Origin of the sequence: Sphingomonas sp. IW22 (assembly GCF_041321155.1) — a bacterium.
Taxonomy (GTDB): Bacteria; Pseudomonadota; Alphaproteobacteria; order Sphingomonadales; family Sphingomonadaceae; genus Sphingomonas.
Genome location: NZ_JBGGWB010000002.1, coordinates 156,901 through 173,815, shown reverse-complemented (window position 1 = coordinate 173,815; position 16,915 = coordinate 156,901). Strand labels below are relative to the sequence as shown.

The window sequence follows — 16,915 nt, the reverse complement described above, 5'->3', positions numbered from 1 at the left end:
ACGCAACTTATTGCCGCTCAGGCCAGATCGAACGCCATCGTCATTCTCTCCCCAGCGCCAAACGGGCGGGTGCCGTGATAAAGCCAACTGGGAAACAGGAACAGCCGCCGCGCCGCCGCCGGGAACAGGCATAGCGGGCCGAGTCCCAGCGCCTCGAACTCGGCGGGCGGGCGTCCCAGTTCGAGCGCCCCCTCCCCCGGCGGTGCATCGGGCACGACGATATGCAGCGCCGAGCTGAAAGTGCCGCCGGGGTGAATATGGGCGACATGATGCCCCCCCGCGCTCAAACGGACCGACCAGCTGGCGACAATGCCGATTCGCGCTGATGGCGGCGGCACAGGCGACTGCCCGCGTGCGCGCACCCGCTGCGACAACATCCGGCCGGCCGCCTCGACCTGCGCCAGCACCGCGGCAAGGACCGGTTCCGGCCGGTCGGTCAGCGAACCGCGCGTCTGGCTGCCGCCTCGAATGCTCTGACCCATCGGCATCCATCGCCGCCGATGAACCGCGCGCAGCACCTCCGCAAGCGTGGTCCAGTCCTCGTCCGACGCCTCGATCTCCAGCGCGGCAATGTCGGTGTCGGTCGCAATCAGGTCATGGTGGCGCGGATCGCCCAGTGCCCGCCAGGCCAGTTCGCTAAGTGCCCAGACGACCGTGTCCGCCGACGCCGCCCGACGCTCGGCGGCCAACAGGCGCTCCGCCGCGGCCGGATCGCCACGACGCAGCCGCTGCCGCGCCCGGGCGATTGCGGCACCCGGCAGATCGGCGGGCAAGTCGGCGAGCAGCGATTCGGCCCGGTCAAGATCGCCCCCGGCGCCAGCATGGCGCGCCTCGATCAGGCGCAGTGCCGGGACGTCCCCCTGTCGGCGCAGTTGCGCCGCAGTGTCCGCCGCCGCTAGCGAAAGACCCGCCTCCGCCAGCAGGTCCATGTAACACATCCACAAACCGGCGTGACGCGGCAGGCGACGCAGCGCCCCCTCGATCGACGCGGCAAAGCGCGCGCGGTCGCCCCTCTCCCATTGCAGCCGCGCCAGCGCCAAATGGCCGGCGCGCCACTCGGGCGCCTGCTCCAGCACCTGCGACAGCCGCGCCAGCGCATCGCCCTGCCCCGCCTCAAGCGCGGCGGTCGCCTCAGCAATCAGCAGCCCGCCGTCGAGCGGATCGCTCGCCAGCGCCGCGCGCAGCAGCGCCCCGGCATCGTCGTCGCCGCGACGATAGGCGAGAAGCGCTGCCTCACGCATGTCGGAAGCAAGGATGGACATGGCCGCCGCCTTTAGCCGCGTCACACGGGCCGCGCCATCGCGGCGCGGCGGCACCCGACGCGGGGACCGGTTTCATCGAACTGTCGGCACCACGTCATTAAATCGCAATTTTCGGCAGCCAATTGGCCCCCGGGCTGCGGGGCAACGACCCCGCCAAATAATCCAATGGGGGAAATCATGCGTCGCCAAATGCTGATGGGCGCGGCCATTGCCGCGCTCACAATGCCTGCTGTCGTCTCCGCACAGCAGATCACGTCGGGTATCGAAGGGACCGTTCGCAGCCCCGAAGGCACGATGGTCTCGGGCGCGCAGGTAACGGTCACCGATACCCGCACGGGCAGTGTGCGTACACTGACCACCAACGACGCGGGCGCGTTCCGCACCGACAATCTGGTCACGGGCGGCCCCTATACCATCGCCGTCGATGCGCCGGGTTACGAGCGCCAGACGATCGAAAATGCCTTCATCAACCTGCAGGGCAATTCCAGCTTCGAATTCGATCTGGTCGCGGGCGAGGGCGAGATCGTCGTGATGGCGTCGAACGCCAACACGACTCAACTTGCGATTGGCCCCGGCCAGTCGTTCACGGCAGAGGATCTGGCGGATTTCCCGTCGATCACCCGCGACATTCGCGACATCATCCGTTTCGACCCGCGCGTCCGGCTGGACCGCGCGAACGAAGTCGACCGCATTTCGTGCCTGGGCGGCAATGACCGGTCGAACACCTTCTCGGTCGACGGCATCGTACAGAGCGACGTTTATGGCCTGAACGGCACCCCCTTTGCCGCGCGCAATGCGCTGCCGCTGCCGTTCGACAGCATTCGCGAAACCTCCGTCGAATTCGCGCCGTTCGACGTTCAGTACAGCCAGTTCACCGGCTGCGCGGTCAATGTCGTGACCAAGTCGGGTTCGAACGATTTCCACGGCTCGGCCTTCTTCACCTATACCGGCGACAGCCTGCTGGGGAAGAAGATCGACGGCGACGATTTCCCCTCCATCTCCTTCACCGAAAAGCGGTGGGGTGCGACGCTGTCGGGGCCAATCGTCCGCGACCACCTGTTCTTCTTCGCCGGTTATGAGCAGACCGAACTGGGCGACACGCAGCAGCTCGGTCCGCAGGGTGCGGGTTATCCGAACGAACAGGAATTCATCACCCAGGAACAGTTCAACGAGATTGCTGGCGTCATCAAGGACGTCTACGGCCTTGACACCGGCGGCATGGGTCGCGACCTGGCCGAAAGCAGCCAGCGCTTCTTCGGGCGCCTCGACTGGTATCTGGACGACCGTCACCGCGTCGAGCTGTCCTATCAGCGGCTCGAGGAAGAAAATGTCGAGCCCGACGGCCTTGGCCAGACGGTCGCCAGCGGCATCAACAGCTTCGAGAGCGAAGGCACGGTTTCGAACTATTATTCGGCCCGCTTCTATTCGAACTGGACCGACAGCTTCTCGACCGAAGTGCGCGTGTCGCGGTCCGAGGTGCAGGACGTGCAAGGTCCGGTCGGCGGCGGTGAAGCGCAGTCGGACAACCCGATCCCCCGCATCGTCGTCGGTGTGTCGAACGGCGACGAACAGGGCAGCTTCTTTGCCGGTCCGGGCTTCTCGCGCACATCGAACGACCTGCGGACCGAGATCACCCAGTTCAAGGTCGCCGCGAACTGGAAGCAGGGCAATCACCGCCTGACCTTTGGCGGTGAGCTGAACAACCTGCACGTGTTCAACCTGTTCGGTCAGAACACGACCGGCACGCTGACCTTCGCCAATATCGACGATCTGCGCGCGGGTCTGTTGTCGGGCGGCACCAGCAGCAACCCCAATGCCCAGCAGATCAACGACGGCCAGGGCGCGGGCGCCTATGGCAATTTCACCGCATCGGGCAACATCAACGATGCCGCGGCGGTGTGGACGCGTTCGATGTGGACGGTCTACGCGCAGGACGACTGGCAGATCACGCCGCGCCTGGACGTGCAGGCGGGTGTGCGTATCGACTGGCTGGACGGCGACGCGCCGGCCCTCAACCCCAATTTCTTCGACCGCTACGGCTATTCCAACGCCATCGCGTTCAGCAAGTTCGACCCGCTGGTCATGCCGCGTCTGGGCATCACCTATGACCTGCAGAATGACGGCTTCCTGTCGCGCACCCAGTTGAAGGGCGGCGTCGGCCTGTTTTCGGGCGGCGATCCGACGGTGTGGTTCTCGAACGCGTTCCAGAACAACGGCGTCGCGCTGGGCTTTGGTTCGACCGGCAATAGCGGGTCCAGCTGCGGCCCGGTCGGCACGCGCCTGAATGTGCTTCAGGGCGGCCAGTTCACCGGTATCCCGCAGTGCATTCGCGACGATGCCGCGGGTCAGGCATCGGGCGGTCTGGCGGACACCCAGTCGGTGGACCCGGACTTCACCATTCCGACCGTGCTGCGTGCCAATTTCGGCATCGCGACGACCTTTGGCACGCCGACCGGCTTCTTCAGCAACTGGCGCCTGAACCTCGACTATATCTACAGCCGGTTCCAGAACCCGGTGACCCTGGTCGACCTGGCACAGGTGGTAAACCCGGCACTGGGCCTGAACGGCTACAGCGTCGATGGCCGCCCCATTTATCGCTCGATCGAAAGCACGCGGGCGGGCTGTAACGCACAGCTGCTGAACCAGGGCGGGTCGCCGCCGCAATATGCCAACGTCACCGCCGCCTGTTTCGGCACCAGCCGCGACGACGAAATCCAGCTGACCAACGGTCGCGACTATAACGCCCACACCGTTTCGGTGATCCTGCAAAAGGCGTTCCAGAGCGGTCTGTTCACCGATGGCGGTTCGGTCCGGTTCAACCTCGGCTATGCGTACAACAATGCCAAGAACAACCGGTACAACAACGGCACCACCGCCACCGGCAACTTCGACGGGGCGGCGCTGTTCGACCTTCAGGACGTGGCGGTCGCCACGGCTGAGTTCGAAACACGCCACAACATCACCTTCGGCCTGGATTTCAGCGAGAAGTTCGTCGGCGATTACGCGACGCAGTTCGGCATCGCTTTCTTCGTTACCGAAGGGCGGCCCTACAGCTTCACCTTCAACTCGCCGTCCACGCTGAACTTCGGGAACACGGCGGCAAGCAGCTTCGTCCGCTTCACCGACGAACAGTCGGGCGCGGGGCAGCTGCTGTACGTGCCGACCGGCTTGACCGACGCCAATGTCGACTATCGCGATACCGTGGTCGGCGGCCGGGTGACCCAGACGGCGGCTCAGGTCGCGCAGAGCCTGGACAGCTATATCAGCGGTAACGAATGCCTTGCGCGCTATCGCGGGCAGAGCATTCCGCGCAACACGTGCCGCAACGACTGGTATTACGACATGGACCTGCGCATCAGCCAGGAACTGCCGGGGCCGGGCCGTCTGCTGGGCGTGAATGACAAGCTGCGCGTCTATGCCGACTTCGACAATTTCCTGAACCTGCTCGACAGCGGCTGGAACCTCAGCCGCAGCCGCGGCACCAGCATCCCGGTGGTTCAGGGCGGCGTCGATCGCGAAGGTCGCTACGTCTACACCAACTTCAACCCCAACGACGACAATGACGTCACCACCTCGGCCTCGCTGTGGCGCATCCAGGTCGGCCTCAGCTATCAGTTCTAAAGGGAGTATCCGACAATGACCGATCGGCTGCGCTCGCACCGTCTGGACCTTTCGCGGCGCCATCTGCTGCGTTGTTTCGGGGCGGGCGCAGTCACGGCGCTCAGCCTGCCGCTGGCACGGCCAGCGCTCGCCGATCCGGTCTTTGCGACCTATCCGTTCCAACTGGGTGTCGCCTCCGGGGAGGCGGCACCCGACGGATTCGTGATCTGGACGCGGCTTGCCCCTGATCCGATGACGATCGGATATGGCATGCCGTCCGCCGCCGTCGAAGTGGCGTGGGAAGTGGCGGAGGACGCGCGCTTCGCCAAGGTGGCGCAACGCGGCGTCGCCGTGGCGCGGCCCGAACTGGGCCATGCCGTGCATGTCGAGGTTGGCGGGCTGATGCCGGGTCGCCCTTATTGGTATCGCTTCGTCGCGGGGCGCGAACGCAGTGGCACCGGGCGGGCGATGACCACCCCGGCGCTAGGCCAGCGGCTGGACCGGCTGCGCTTCGCGGTGGCGGGGTGCCAGCATTATGAACAGGGCTATTTCACCGCGCATCGCCATCTGGCGGCGCAGTCGCCCGACTTCGTGTTTTGCTATGGCGACTATATCTACGAAGGCCGGGGTGACCGGCTTCGCAACGGACCAGATGGCCCGCAAGAGGCGGTGCGCCAGCATTTCGGCGGCGAAATCTATTCGATCGGCGACTATCGGCGCCGATATGCTCAGTACAAGATGGACCCCGACCTTCAGGCCGCGCACGCTGCCGCACCGTGGTTCGTTACGTGGGACGACCACGAAATCGACAATAACTGGGTCGACAGCGTCGATCAGGACGGCACGCCTGCGCCCATATTTGCGCTGCGGCGACAGATGGCGATGCAGGCCTATTACGAACATATGCCGCTGCGTGCGTCGTCGCTGCCGGTCGGCCCGGCGATGCAGCTGTACCGTCAGGCACGGTTCGGCGATCTGCTCGACCTGAACCTGCTCGACACGCGGCAATATCGCACGGACCAGCCATGCGGCGACCGCTGGGGCGCGGGATGCGCCGACATCAGCCGCCGCGACGCCGAAGTGCTGGGCACACGCCAGCATGAATGGATTGTCGGCAATCTCCGCCGATCGACCGCGCGGTGGAAGACGCTCGCGCAACAGGTCATGATGATGGACTTGGACCGCGATCCCGGCCCCGACACGACCGAAAATCTGGACAGCTGGGCGGGCTATCGCGTGCCGCGCGAACGGCTACTCGGTAGCATCCGCGACATGGGTGTGCGCGATGTCGTCGTGCTGACGGGTGACGAGCATCAGAATTATGCCGGCGAACTGCATATCGACGGCAAGCGCCCCGGCCGCGAAGCCATCGCCACCGAATTCGTCGCCACCTCGATCACCTCGGGCGGTGACGGGGAGGATCAGCGCCCGGCGACCATCGCCATTCAGGGCGCTAATCCGCAGCTGAAATTTCACAATTCCCGGCGCGGTTACCTGATGTGCGACGTGACGCACGAACGCTGGCTCACTGATTATGTGGTGCTGGACAAGGTGTCCGAACGTAACAGCCCGGCAACGTCGCGCATCAAGCTGGTGGTCGAACCGGGGCAGGCAAAGCTACTTCCGGGCTGATCCTTTTCCCAGCGATTATCGGAAATCGGGACGGATACCCCGTTTGCGCCAATAATCCTCAAGCCCCAGTTCCTTTGTCAGCAAACCGAAACGGGGATGCGCACGCATGGTCGCGGTCGATGGAAAGAACAGGAAACGGGTCCGCCGGTCAGCCTGTCGCGTATAGCTGCGCTGCTGGGGCGCAAAGCGGCGGTCCTGCACGACGAAACCGCGTCCGAAGAAATAGGCATCGGCTATATCGAACGCGGCATCCGGCCTGCCCAGCGCGGCGGCATATTGGATCGCGTTTTCGGCATAGCCCGCGCCCTGCCGCGCCTGGCGGAACAGCTGGTCCACCAGATCGTCGATCGCCCCCGGCATGGGCGCGGCCAGTACCGCGGCGACGTCGGCCAGCGCGGCGAAATCCTCCTCCGGCACGCCAATGGGCCGCCCCTCGACATTCTGCGCCTGCGCCAGCGCCTCATTGGCGCGGCCAGTAAACAGCAACAGGTGGAACCGCACGAACCACACCGCGAACTGGGTGGGGTAAAGCGCAAAGGCGTCCGCCATAGCGCGGTCCGCCTCTTCGCTTCGCCCCGCCGCCCATAGCAGCTGGACATGCGTCTGGACCAACGCCGGGGTGGGCGCCGCGACCCGTGCCGCGCGATCGGCCAGCATCGCGGCCTCTCGACACCGCCCGACACTGGCGCACAGCATCGCCCTTGCCAGCAGCAACGGGAGCCGGTCGGGATTGCCCTGCGCGGCGTCCTCCAGAATCCGCTCAATTTCTGCCCAATGCCCCGTTTGCGGCAATAATAGCGCCGTGGCGACTGCCGCATGGCAATTGCCGGGGTCCAGCGTGCGGGCCTGCTCGATCGCCTGAGCAGCGCGCGCCCGCATCGCGTCGCGCGCGGGTTCGGTCCGGCTTTGCGCCGCCACGGCATAGGTCATGGCCAGCATCCCCCATGCGTCGCCATAATCGGGCCGGACCGCGACCGCGCGTCGCAACAGGCCGATCGCCTGATCAGCGCCCTCCGCCGTGCCCTGCTGGATTGCGACCGTCGCCTGATCGAGCAGCGGCGCGATTTCCGGCGGGACCCGATCGACGCCGTGGCGCGCCCACAGCCATGCCGCACCGCCCGACAGCAGCACCGACGCTGCACCGATACCGGCCAGCATCAGTCGCCGCCGGTCGGTAGAAGGCGGGGGCGACGCATCGACCGCCGCCGCAACGGGCACATCCTCGATCAGGCGGTAACCGACTTTCGGAATCGTCTCGATGCGGAAACTGTCGCACGCCCGCTCACTGGCCAGCCGGCGCAAGCGCCCGATCACGCGGTTTATCGCGTCGTCGCCCACCACCCGGCCATCCCAGCAACGCAGGATCAGCTGGTCGCGCGTGACCACTGCGCCCTTTGCACGGGCAAGCGCGATCAGCACTTGCAGCACGCGCGGCTCGATCGTTTCCGCATGACCATCGGCGGTGATCGCCTGGCGCAACGGCGGCTGCACGCGCAGGCTGCCGAGGCTGAACGGATCAACATGCGCCAGCTCGATCGGATCGTCCTGTTCCACCCGAACCCGCCCCTCCCCTGTTCAAACGACAATATCATCGAATGATCGGCGGTTCATCAGGCGAAGATCGGTTCGACATCCTTCCCGCCGCGCCCTTTGCCGCGCCATCGGCTGCGCCCACCCGGCCGCTCGCCAAGGACATTGTTCATGGAAGTCAGCATCAGACACCCGTTCCCGATTCATGGCGAGCGGCTATTCTTTTCTGCACTGGCGGGAAGCATGCTGATTGCAGTGCTGATCGGCTTTGCGCCGAGCTATTATCTGCGCCCGCTGTCTCCGGCGGGCGCGTGGCCGCATGGGCTGACGCCGCTGATCCACCTGCACGGCATCGTGTTCAGCGCGTTCATCCTGTTGTTCATGGTGCAGGTCGGCCTGATTGCCGGCGACCGCCGCGACTTGCACCGCCGCCTGGGCGTTGCCGGACTTCCGCTGGTGCTGCTGATGATCGCGCTGGGGATCGTCACCGCGCTGGCACAGGTGGCGCGACGCTCGGGCCCGCCGGTCGTCGATGCGCTCAGCTGGCTGGCGATGCCGCTGGCCAGTGTGCTGGGCTTCGGCGTGCTGTTCCTGCTGGCGCTGCGGTTTCGGACACGGGCGGGCGCGCACAAGCGGCTGATGGTGCTGGGCATGGCGGCGATGCTGTCCGCCGCCTTTGGCCGGATTGCGGCGATCCCGCCCTTTCTGGCGCTGCTGGTGCTGCCCAATCTCTATGCCGCCGCTTTGGCCGCGTGGGACATCGCCAGCACGCGACGGGTTCACCCGGCAACCCTGTGGGGCGGATTGCTAGTCCTCATCACCACGATCGGCCCGATCTTTTTCTGGCGGACGCCTGCTTGGCTGAGCTTCGCCCATTGGGCGACCGGCGCCTGACCCATTTCACAAAGGGAAATCACAACATGATCATCGATACCCCGACCCGGCGGCGGGAGCTGCTGAACCATCACATCGATTCGACCATCTGGGACGACATCCAACTACGCGACGATGACATTGTGATCGCCACCTATGGCAAATCGGGCACGACTTGGACCCAGCAGATCGTCGGCCAGCTGATCCACGCCGGCGATCCGGGCCTGAATATCAGCGCCATGTCCCCGTGGATCGACCTGCGCGTTCCCACCCGGCAGGAACGGCTGGCGATGATCGAGGCGCAGACCCACCGCCGCTTCCTGAAGTCGCACCTCCCGGCGGACGCGCTGCGCTTCGATCCGCGCGTACGGTATCTTTATTGCGCGCGGGACGGGCGCGACGTGGTGTGGAGCCTGCACAACCACCACATCAACGCGAACGCGTTGTGGTTCGAACTGATCAACGACACGCCGGGGCGCGTGGGTCCGCCGATCCCGCCCGCCGACCCCGACATTCGCCGTTATTTCCGCACCTGGCTGGAACAGGACGGCGCGCCCTTCTGGCCGTTCTGGGACAATGTGCGCAGCTGGTGGGCGGTTCGCGACGCGCCGAACGTGATGATGCTGCATTATGCCGATCTGAAGCGCGACCTGCCGGGACAGATCCGCCGCATCGCCGCGTTTCTTGACATCGAACTGGCACCCGACCGCTGGGACGCGGTGGTCGAGCATTGCGGCTTTGCATGGATGAAGCGCAACGCCGCACAGGCGGCACCGCTGGGCGGCATTTGTTGGGAAGGCGGCGCTGACACCTTCATCAACAAGGGCGAAAACGGCCGCTGGCAACAGGTGCTGAACGAACAGGACATCGCCGATTACGAGGCGCGCGCCGTCGACGAACTCGGCCCCGAATGCGCCCGCTGGCTGGCCGAAGGGACAATTCCGGCGGGCGCACCGGACGGTAGCGCATGACGGATTGCGGCCGGGGTCGGGCCGCACCGCCACCTTCCACCGATACACGCTGAAAATTCCGACGTTCTGCGGCGTCATACCCTGGACAGGGTATGACGCCGCTATTCCCCCTTCCTAATCGAAAGACCGGATTTTTCTGACGGCGACGGCCCGAAGGCCGCTTTGCCCGTCCTGTCTTTCGAAGGGGGAAAGCAAAGATGGCGGTGATCAATTCAACGGCGATGGTTGCGACCGGACCGGCGCGGCGGCGCCGTGGCGCGCTTGGCCGCATGCTGCTTGCAGGCAGCGCGCTGGGATGCACGCTTCTGCCCGTCGTGCCCGCCGCTGCGAAGCAGATTCGCGAAATCTCGACCGACGGCGCCCCGATCGTGATCGGCAGCACCAGCGTCGTCGTGCCGGATGGCGGCGGCACTGGTATCGAGGCGGAAACCACGGGCAACATCACCATTGACAGCGGCGCGGTCGAAACTGACAGCGCGGCCTGTCGCTTGGCGTGGCAGGCACGATTGGCAAATCGGACCAGCAGGTCGATGCGCTGGCCAGCAACGACAGTGCCGAAAGCTGGGGCCTGTCAGGCATCGTCGGCTATGCCACGGGCGGACTGCAGGCGCAGGCGGGGGTCGGCTATGCCTGGCATGACGTCGACACCAGCCGCACCACGCGCGTCGGTGCCTTGGGTGATCGCCTGAACGGCCGTTACGACGCCACCACGCGGCAGCTCTTCGCCAACCTGTCCTATGACATCGGCGCGGGCGCCATTGACCTTGCCCCCTTCGCCAGCATCGCCAACGTCCGCGTGACGACGGGCAGCTTTGCAGAAACGGGCGGCGCTACCGCGCTTAGCGTAGCGAGGGGCAGCCAGGACAGCAGCTTCCTGACCCTCGGCGCCGATGCGCGGGTGCCGCTGGCCGCGACGGTCAGCGCCACGCTGCGTGGCGGGTGGCAGCATGGCTGGGGTGATCTGGCGGCGACCAGCATCGCCCGCCTGCCCGGCAGCGCGGCATTCCGGGTCGATGGCATCCGCCTGCCCCAGGATGCAGCGATCCTCGACGCCGGGGTGGAAGCCGAAGTCGGCCCGATGCGGATCGGCGCGTCCTATACGGGCAGCTATGCTTCCGGCTGGACCCAGCACGGCGCCCGCCTGACCGCCACGGTCAGATTCTGACCCGTTCCTTGGCCTGGGCGGAAACAGACCGGCACGCCAGCCCCGTTTCCGCCCGATGGCGTATTCGCGGTGGGGCATGATCGACATGGGGACGGATGTTGGACAGCGGGCCGATGATCGCGGCGTGCTGAGCCGCCTTGCCGATCAGGACAAATTGCCGCGTGCTGGCGGGTTCGTTCCAAAATCCGACGACCGGCTGCGCCCCCCATCGAGCCGCTTCATCCCTCCCATCTCTGATACCCACAATTACACAGTTATCAAAGCCGTATAGAGGAAGGCTATTTTCTCGCCTTACGGCCATGTAATTGGCCAGCATCTGCGGCAACTCGCCAAAAGGCCCTTCCGATTGCGCAAGCGACAGAAGGGAAGCAGGCCACTGCTAAGGGGGCAGCTGCCATCCCTTAGGTTGGGCGGAACATCACCTCTATCGGCAGTCCATCACGATCGGCTGAGATCCAGCAAGGACCCGTGCAATCCGCACCGAGCGACGTCAGGCGCGCGGCATGACCCGCGCGAACACCGCGGCGCCACCGCCGGAGCGCATCCGCGCAGCCACCGCTTCCTCTCGCGTCACCGCGACAGTCCCGGCAAAGGCGTCAAGCAGCGCGCTGACCTCTGCGATGCGCGCCTGATTGATGCGATAGAAGACCAGCTTCGCCTCTCGCCGCGTCTGCACCAGTTCGGCCTTTCGCAGGATGCCCAGTTGCTGGCTGAGACCCGGCTGACCCACGCCGGTCACCTGATCGATATCGCCCACCGATCGCTCTCCATCGATCAGCGCGCGCAGCAGCGAGAGGCGCACCGGATGGGCTAGCGCCCGCAGCAATTCCGCCGCCGCGTCCAGGTCCAGCGTCGCAACGTCCGCCATTAGCGGCCGTCCTTGATCGGCGAGTAGAACCAGTCGGTGCCGGCGGGCGCCGCTAGCACATCGGCCAGATCGTGGCTGGGCACCGCCAAAAGGTCGTCGCCCGGCGCCCACCCCTCCGGCGCCAGTGCCGAGCCGTCCTGCACCCGCTGAAGCGCCGCCACCAGCCGCAGCATTTCCTCCACCGAACGCCCGACGCTGGCCGGATAGCAGGTGGACGCGCGCAGGATTCCGTCGGGATCGAGGAAATAGGTCGTGCGAACCGAACTGGCGTCCATCGCATCCGGCGCGACCATGCCATAGGCGCGGGCGATTTCCAGCGTCGGGTCTTCGATGATGGGAAAGTCGACCACCACGTCGAACCGGTCGCGGATCGCGCGGATCCAGGCGAGGTGCGAGAACAGGCTGTCGACCGACAGCGCCATCAACTCACACCCCATCGCCGCGAAGCGATCGTGCGCGCGGGCGATGGCGACGAATTCGCTGGTGCAGACGGGGGTAAAGTCCGCCGGGTGCGAAAACAGCGCCAGCCAGCGCCCGCGAAAATCGGACAGCGACACAACGCCGCGCGTCGACCGCGCGGTAAAATCGGGCGCCGCCTCACCGAGGCGGAGGGGGGAGCAAGCTGGAAGATCGGATCGGTCGATGGACATGATCGGCATTGTCGCTGCCCCGCAGTCTTGACGCAAGTTCGATACCAGATTACATGATATGTGTAACTGATAAACTGGAGTGTCGAGATGACGATCAAGCGGGACGAGCCGCTGATGGCGGCGGCGCGAGTGATTGAGGATTGCCGGACAGGCCAAATGCCAACGCCAGTGGTCCGCGCGTTTTTCGACGAGCCCACCTTTACCGCCAGCTATGTCGTGCACGACCCGGCAACGCGCGCAGCGGCGATCGTCGACAGTGTGCTGGATTTCGATCCCGCATCGGGGCGCACCGGCCATGATTCGGCACAGGCGATCGTCGATTATGTCGTGACCGAGGGGCTAAGCGTCGAATGGCTGCTGGAAACCCATGCCCATGCCGATCACCTGTCGGCGGCGCCGTGGCTTCAGGAGAAGCTGGGCGGCAAGCTGGCCATCGGGCGGCACATCACCACGGTTCAGGAAACCTTCGGCAAGCTGTTCAACGCCGGCATCGAATTCGAACGTGACGGGTCGCAGTTCGACCGGCTGTTCGACGATGGCGACAGCTTCCAGCTCGGCTCGATCCAGGTGGCGGTGCTGCATGCGCCGGGGCACACGCCCGCCGACCTCGCCTATATCATCGGTGACGCGGTGTTTCCGGGCGACACGATCTTCATGCCCGATTTCGGCACCGCCCGCGCCGATTTCCCCGGCGGTGACGCGCATCAGCTCTATCGATCGATCCGGCGGCTGCTGAGCCTTCCGCGCGAGGGGCGGTTGTTCCTGTGTCATGACTACAAGGCGCCGGGACGCGATGCCTTTGCCTGGGAAACGACGATCGGTGCCCAGCGCGACGCGAACGTCCATGTTCATGACGGGGTGGATGAGGACAGTTTTGTCGCGATGCGGACCGAGCGTGATCGGACGCTGGCCATGCCCCGGCTGATCATGCCGTCGATCCAGGTGAACATGCGCGGCGGTCACCTGCCAGAGCCTGAGGACAATGGCACCCGTTACCTGAAGATCCCGCTGGATGCCGTGTGATGTTTCCTGATTACGCCATGCCGCTGCAGGGACTGGTCGGCGGGCTGATCATCGGTGTTGCCGCGGCGATCATGCTGCTGGGCAATGGTCGTATCGCCGGGGTCAGCGGCATGGCGGCGCGGGCGATCGGCCTTGGCAGTGGCGCCCCCCGGACGCTGGCGGTCGCGTTCGTCATCGGACTGCCACTCGGCGCCGCGCTGGTGGCGTGGACGGCCGGCCCGGTGGTGTCACGCTTTCCGATGAGCCTGCCGGTGCTGGCTGTGGCGGGCCTGATCGTGGGGATCGGCACGCGGCTGGGGTCGGGTTGCACCAGCGGGCATGGCGTGTGCGGCATGTCGCGCCTGTCGAAGCGGTCGATCGTCGCCACGCTGACCTTCATGGCTACCGGTTTCGCCACTGTCGCCCTCGTCAATGATGCCGGGGGTGCGTGGTGATGCGGACGATCTTGTCGCTGCTGTCGGGGGTGCTGTTCGGGGCGGGGCTGGCGGTGTCGGGGATGCTCGACCCGGTGCGGGTGCGCGGCTTCCTCGACCTGTTCGGGGCATGGGATCCGACGCTGGCGTTCGTGATGGGCGGCGCGGTGATTCCAATGGCGATTGCCTGGATCGTCCAGCGACGCATGGCCGCGCCCGTCGCGGCAGCCGACTTTCACTTGCCCGATACCGATCCCGTTACCCCGCGCCTGATCGGCGGATCGGCGCTGTTCGGCATCGGCTGGGCGCTGGGCGGGCTGTGCCCCGGCCCGGCGTTGGCGGCCTTTGCGATCAATCCGGCGGCGGCAGCGGTATTCACGCTCGCGATGGTGGCGGGCTTTGCTCTGGTGTGGGCGCTCGACCGCCCGCGCGCCTGAGAACAAGCAAGGAGAGGCTGCGATGACCCCGAAGAAGCTGGACGACAACATTTTAGTCGCTGGCCAGATCGGCACCGATGATATCGACCGCGCAGCCGAAAGCGGCATGCGAATGATCATCAACAACCGCCCCGACGGCGAAGAGCCGGGCCAGCCCACCGCCGTCGAACTGGGCGAGCGCGCCGCCCAACACGGCATCGCCTATCGCCACATTCCGATTTCCGGCGGCAAGTTCGACGACGCATCGGTTGCGGCGTTCGGCGAAGCGTTGCGTGAGGCAGGGGGACCAACCCTCGCCTTCTGCCGGTCGGGTATGCGGGCGGCGACATTGTGGGCGCTGTCGCAAGCCGGCACGCACCCGGCGGAGGCGCTGATCGGCGCAGCGCAGGAGGCCGGTTACGACCTGTCGGCGCACCGCGCGCGACTGACGCCCGCACCCCGCCCCTCCGGCGACATGGCGTCGCGTGAGCAATTCGATGTCGTGATCGTCGGCGGCGGCGCAGGCGGCATCGCCACGGCGGCCTCGATCCTGAAGCGCAATCCGCGCCTCACCCTCGCCATCATCGAACCGCGTGACGAGCATTATTATCAGCCCGGCTGGACGATGGTCGGCGGCGGCGTCTTCGAGCCGCAGGTGACGCGCCACGCAATGGCTTCGGTCATTCCAAAGGGCGCGAAGTGGATTAAGGCCGCCGTCGCCAGCTTCCAGCCCGAACAGGATCAGGTGACGACCGATCAGGGCCGCGCCGTGCGTTACCGCGCGCTGGTGGTGGCGCCGGGCAATGTCCTCGACTGGAGCGGGATCGACGGCCTTGAAGCCGCGCTGGGCAAGAACGGCGTCACGTCGAATTATCGCTACGATACCGCACCTTATACCTGGGAGCTGGTCCGGCATTTGCGTGAGGGCACCGCCCTGTTCACCCAGCCGCCCATGCCGATCAAATGCGCCGGCGCCCCGCAAAAGGCGATGTACCTGTCGTGCGACGCGTGGGCGGAGCGCGGCGTGCTGCGCGGGATCAAGGTGGCGTTCCACAATGCCGGTCCGGCGCTGTTCGGGGTCAAGGAATATGTCCCGGCGCTAATGGCCTATGTCGAGCGATACCGCATCGACCTGAACTTCGAATCCACGCTGATTGCCGTCGATGGTCCGGCGCGCCGGGCCACGTTCCGCGAAAAGGCGGGCGAAGTGACCCGCGACTTCGACATGATTCACGTCACCCCGCCGCAAAGGGCGCCGCGCTTTGTCGCCGACAGCCCGCTGGCCGACCAGGCCGGCTATGTCGAGGTGGACCAAGTGACGCTGCGCCATGTGCGCTATCCCAACATCTTCGGCCTGGGCGACGGCGGATCGACCCCCAACGCCAAGACCGCAGCCGCCGCGCGCAAACAGGCGCCGATCGTCGCGGTCAACCTGTTGTCGATGCTGAAGGGCGGCCAGCCGGTCGCGGGCTATGACGGCTATGGCTCCTGCCCGCTCACGGTCGAGAAGGGAAAGATCGTGCTGGCCGAGTTTGGCTATGGCGGCAAATTGCTGCCCAGCTTTCCCAAATGGCTGATCGACGGGACACAGCCCGCGCGCCTGTCCTGGCTGCTCAAGTCAGAGGCGCTGCCCTGGATCTACTGGAACGGGATGCTCAAGGGACATGAGTGGCTGGTAAAGCCCCAGCCCATCGACCGCGTGCCTCAGGCGGCCTGACGATCATGTTGGAGCCGCTGCAATATGTGCTGGGCCTGCTGTCCGGCTCATTGGTGGGCTTTTCGCTGGGGCTCGTTGGCGGCGGCGGGTCTATTCTGGCGGTGCCGCTGATGGTCTATCTTGTCGGCGTGTCCAGCCCGCATGTGGCCATCGGCACCTCGGCACTGGCCGTTGCGGCCAACGCCGCCACCGGCCTTGCCAGCCATGCGCGGGCGCATACCGTCAAATGGCGCTGCGGCGGCATGTATGCGACGGCGGGCGTGCTGGGCGCACTGGCCGGATCGACCTTCGGAAAGGCATTTGACGGACAGAAGCTGCTGTTTCTGTTCGCCATCGTCATGGTCGTCGTCGGCGCATTGATGCTGCGCGGTCGCAAGGCGCAAGGCATAGCCGGCGCGCAGTGCAACCGCGGCAACGCGCCAAAGGTGCTGGGCTATGGCCTCGGCACCGGGCTGTTTTCAGGCTTTTTCGGCATTGGCGGCGGGTTTCTGATCGTGCCCGGCCTGGTCGCATCGACCAGCATGCCGATCATCAACGCGGTCGGCACCAGCCTCGTCGCGGTGACGGCGTTCGGGCTGACGACGGCCCTCAACTACGCCTTTTCAGGGCTGGTCGACTGGGTGCTGGCAGGAGTGTTCATCGCCGGCGGGATCGCGGGCGGCTTCCTTGGCACGATCGCGGCCAAGCGGCTGTCGGGTGGTGGTCAGCTGACGACGGTGTTCGCCGGACTGATCTTTGTCGTCGCCGCCTATATGCTTTGTAAAAGCGCGGCTCAGGTTTTTCTGTGACAGATGT

Annotated in this window: 15 protein-coding genes; 10 read left to right on the top strand and 5 right to left on the bottom strand. The window is 65.9% G+C overall.

The window, feature by feature from the left end:
* Positions 1-17 precede the first annotated feature (17 nt).
* Entirely contained in the window at positions 18-1,262 is a 1,245-nt protein-coding gene (locus ACAX61_RS12380; protein WP_370715140.1) for a putative 2OG-Fe(II) oxygenase, read from the bottom strand.
* Positions 1,263-1,439: 177 nt separating this feature from the next.
* Here ACAX61_RS12380 and ACAX61_RS12375 point away from each other — a divergent pair, with 177 nt between their 5' ends.
* Positions 1,440-4,883 (top strand): TonB-dependent receptor, encoded by a 3,444-nt coding sequence (locus ACAX61_RS12375; protein WP_370715139.1) that lies wholly within the window; start codon positions 1,440-1,442, stop codon positions 4,881-4,883.
* A gap of 15 nt (positions 4,884-4,898) precedes the next feature.
* The gene (locus tag ACAX61_RS12370) at positions 4,899-6,494 is read left to right on the top strand and encodes an alkaline phosphatase D family protein (RefSeq protein ID WP_370715138.1); all 1,596 of its coding nucleotides are present in this window, start codon (positions 4,899-4,901) and stop codon (positions 6,492-6,494) included.
* A 15-nt stretch (positions 6,495-6,509) separates the two neighbouring features.
* On the opposite strand, the gene ACAX61_RS12365 is transcribed toward ACAX61_RS12370, so the two are convergent.
* Entirely contained in the window at positions 6,510-8,048 is a 1,539-nt protein-coding gene (locus tag ACAX61_RS12365) for a winged helix-turn-helix domain-containing protein (RefSeq protein WP_370715137.1), read from the bottom strand.
* A 147-nt stretch (positions 8,049-8,195) separates the two neighbouring features.
* Between ACAX61_RS12365 and ACAX61_RS12360 the strand changes: the two genes are divergently transcribed.
* The 3 genes from ACAX61_RS12360 (at position 8,196) to ACAX61_RS12350 (ending at position 11,033) form a co-directional block, all read left to right on the top strand.
* A complete protein-coding gene (locus ACAX61_RS12360; RefSeq protein WP_370715136.1) occupies positions 8,196-8,918 on the top strand; it encodes a hypothetical protein in 723 nt (240 codons plus the stop codon).
* A 26-nt stretch (positions 8,919-8,944) separates the two neighbouring features.
* A complete protein-coding gene (locus ACAX61_RS12355) occupies positions 8,945-9,868 on the top strand; it encodes a sulfotransferase domain-containing protein (RefSeq protein ID WP_370715135.1) in 924 nt (307 codons plus the stop codon).
* A 481-nt stretch (positions 9,869-10,349) separates the two neighbouring features.
* The gene (locus ACAX61_RS12350) at positions 10,350-11,033 is read left to right on the top strand and encodes an autotransporter outer membrane beta-barrel domain-containing protein (protein ID WP_370715376.1); all 684 of its coding nucleotides are present in this window, start codon (positions 10,350-10,352) and stop codon (positions 11,031-11,033) included.
* On the opposite strand, the gene ACAX61_RS12345 is transcribed toward ACAX61_RS12350, so the two are convergent.
* From ACAX61_RS12345 to ACAX61_RS12335, 3 genes are all read right to left on the bottom strand, one after another.
* Complete coding sequence (locus tag ACAX61_RS12345; protein WP_370715134.1) at positions 11,023-11,349, bottom strand: hypothetical protein; 327 nt, start codon at positions 11,347-11,349, stop codon at positions 11,023-11,025. The two genes, ACAX61_RS12350 and ACAX61_RS12345, sit on opposite strands and share 11 nt — an antisense overlap.
* A gap of 174 nt (positions 11,350-11,523) precedes the next feature.
* The gene (locus tag ACAX61_RS12340; protein WP_370715133.1) at positions 11,524-11,901 is read right to left on the bottom strand and encodes an ArsR/SmtB family transcription factor; all 378 of its coding nucleotides are present in this window, start codon (positions 11,899-11,901) and stop codon (positions 11,524-11,526) included.
* Entirely contained in the window at positions 11,901-12,551 is a 651-nt protein-coding gene (locus tag ACAX61_RS12335; RefSeq protein ID WP_370715375.1) for a peroxiredoxin, read from the bottom strand. The genes ACAX61_RS12340 and ACAX61_RS12335 overlap by 1 nt, the downstream gene beginning before the upstream one ends.
* Positions 12,552-12,665: 114 nt before the next feature.
* Between ACAX61_RS12335 and ACAX61_RS12330 the strand changes: the two genes are divergently transcribed.
* From ACAX61_RS12330 to ACAX61_RS12310, 5 genes are read left to right on the top strand one after another with little or no spacing between them, the layout of a single operon-like run.
* The gene (locus ACAX61_RS12330; protein ID WP_370715374.1) at positions 12,666-13,574 is read left to right on the top strand and encodes an MBL fold metallo-hydrolase; all 909 of its coding nucleotides are present in this window, start codon (positions 12,666-12,668) and stop codon (positions 13,572-13,574) included.
* On the top strand, positions 13,574-14,008 hold the full coding sequence (locus tag ACAX61_RS12325; RefSeq protein WP_370715132.1) for a YeeE/YedE family protein: 435 nt from the start codon (positions 13,574-13,576) through the stop codon (positions 14,006-14,008). The genes ACAX61_RS12330 and ACAX61_RS12325 overlap by 1 nt, the downstream gene beginning before the upstream one ends.
* The gene (locus ACAX61_RS12320) at positions 14,008-14,424 is read left to right on the top strand and encodes a DUF6691 family protein (RefSeq protein WP_370715373.1); all 417 of its coding nucleotides are present in this window, start codon (positions 14,008-14,010) and stop codon (positions 14,422-14,424) included. Before ACAX61_RS12325 ends, ACAX61_RS12320 begins: the two co-directional genes overlap by 1 nt.
* A gap of 22 nt (positions 14,425-14,446) precedes the next feature.
* Complete coding sequence (locus tag ACAX61_RS12315) at positions 14,447-16,120, top strand: bifunctional protein tyrosine phosphatase family protein/NAD(P)/FAD-dependent oxidoreductase (protein WP_370715131.1); 1,674 nt, start codon at positions 14,447-14,449, stop codon at positions 16,118-16,120.
* Between the two features lie 5 nt (positions 16,121-16,125).
* Entirely contained in the window at positions 16,126-16,908 is a 783-nt protein-coding gene (locus ACAX61_RS12310) for a sulfite exporter TauE/SafE family protein (protein WP_370715130.1), read from the top strand.
* The last annotated feature ends 7 nt before the right edge of the window (positions 16,909-16,915 follow it).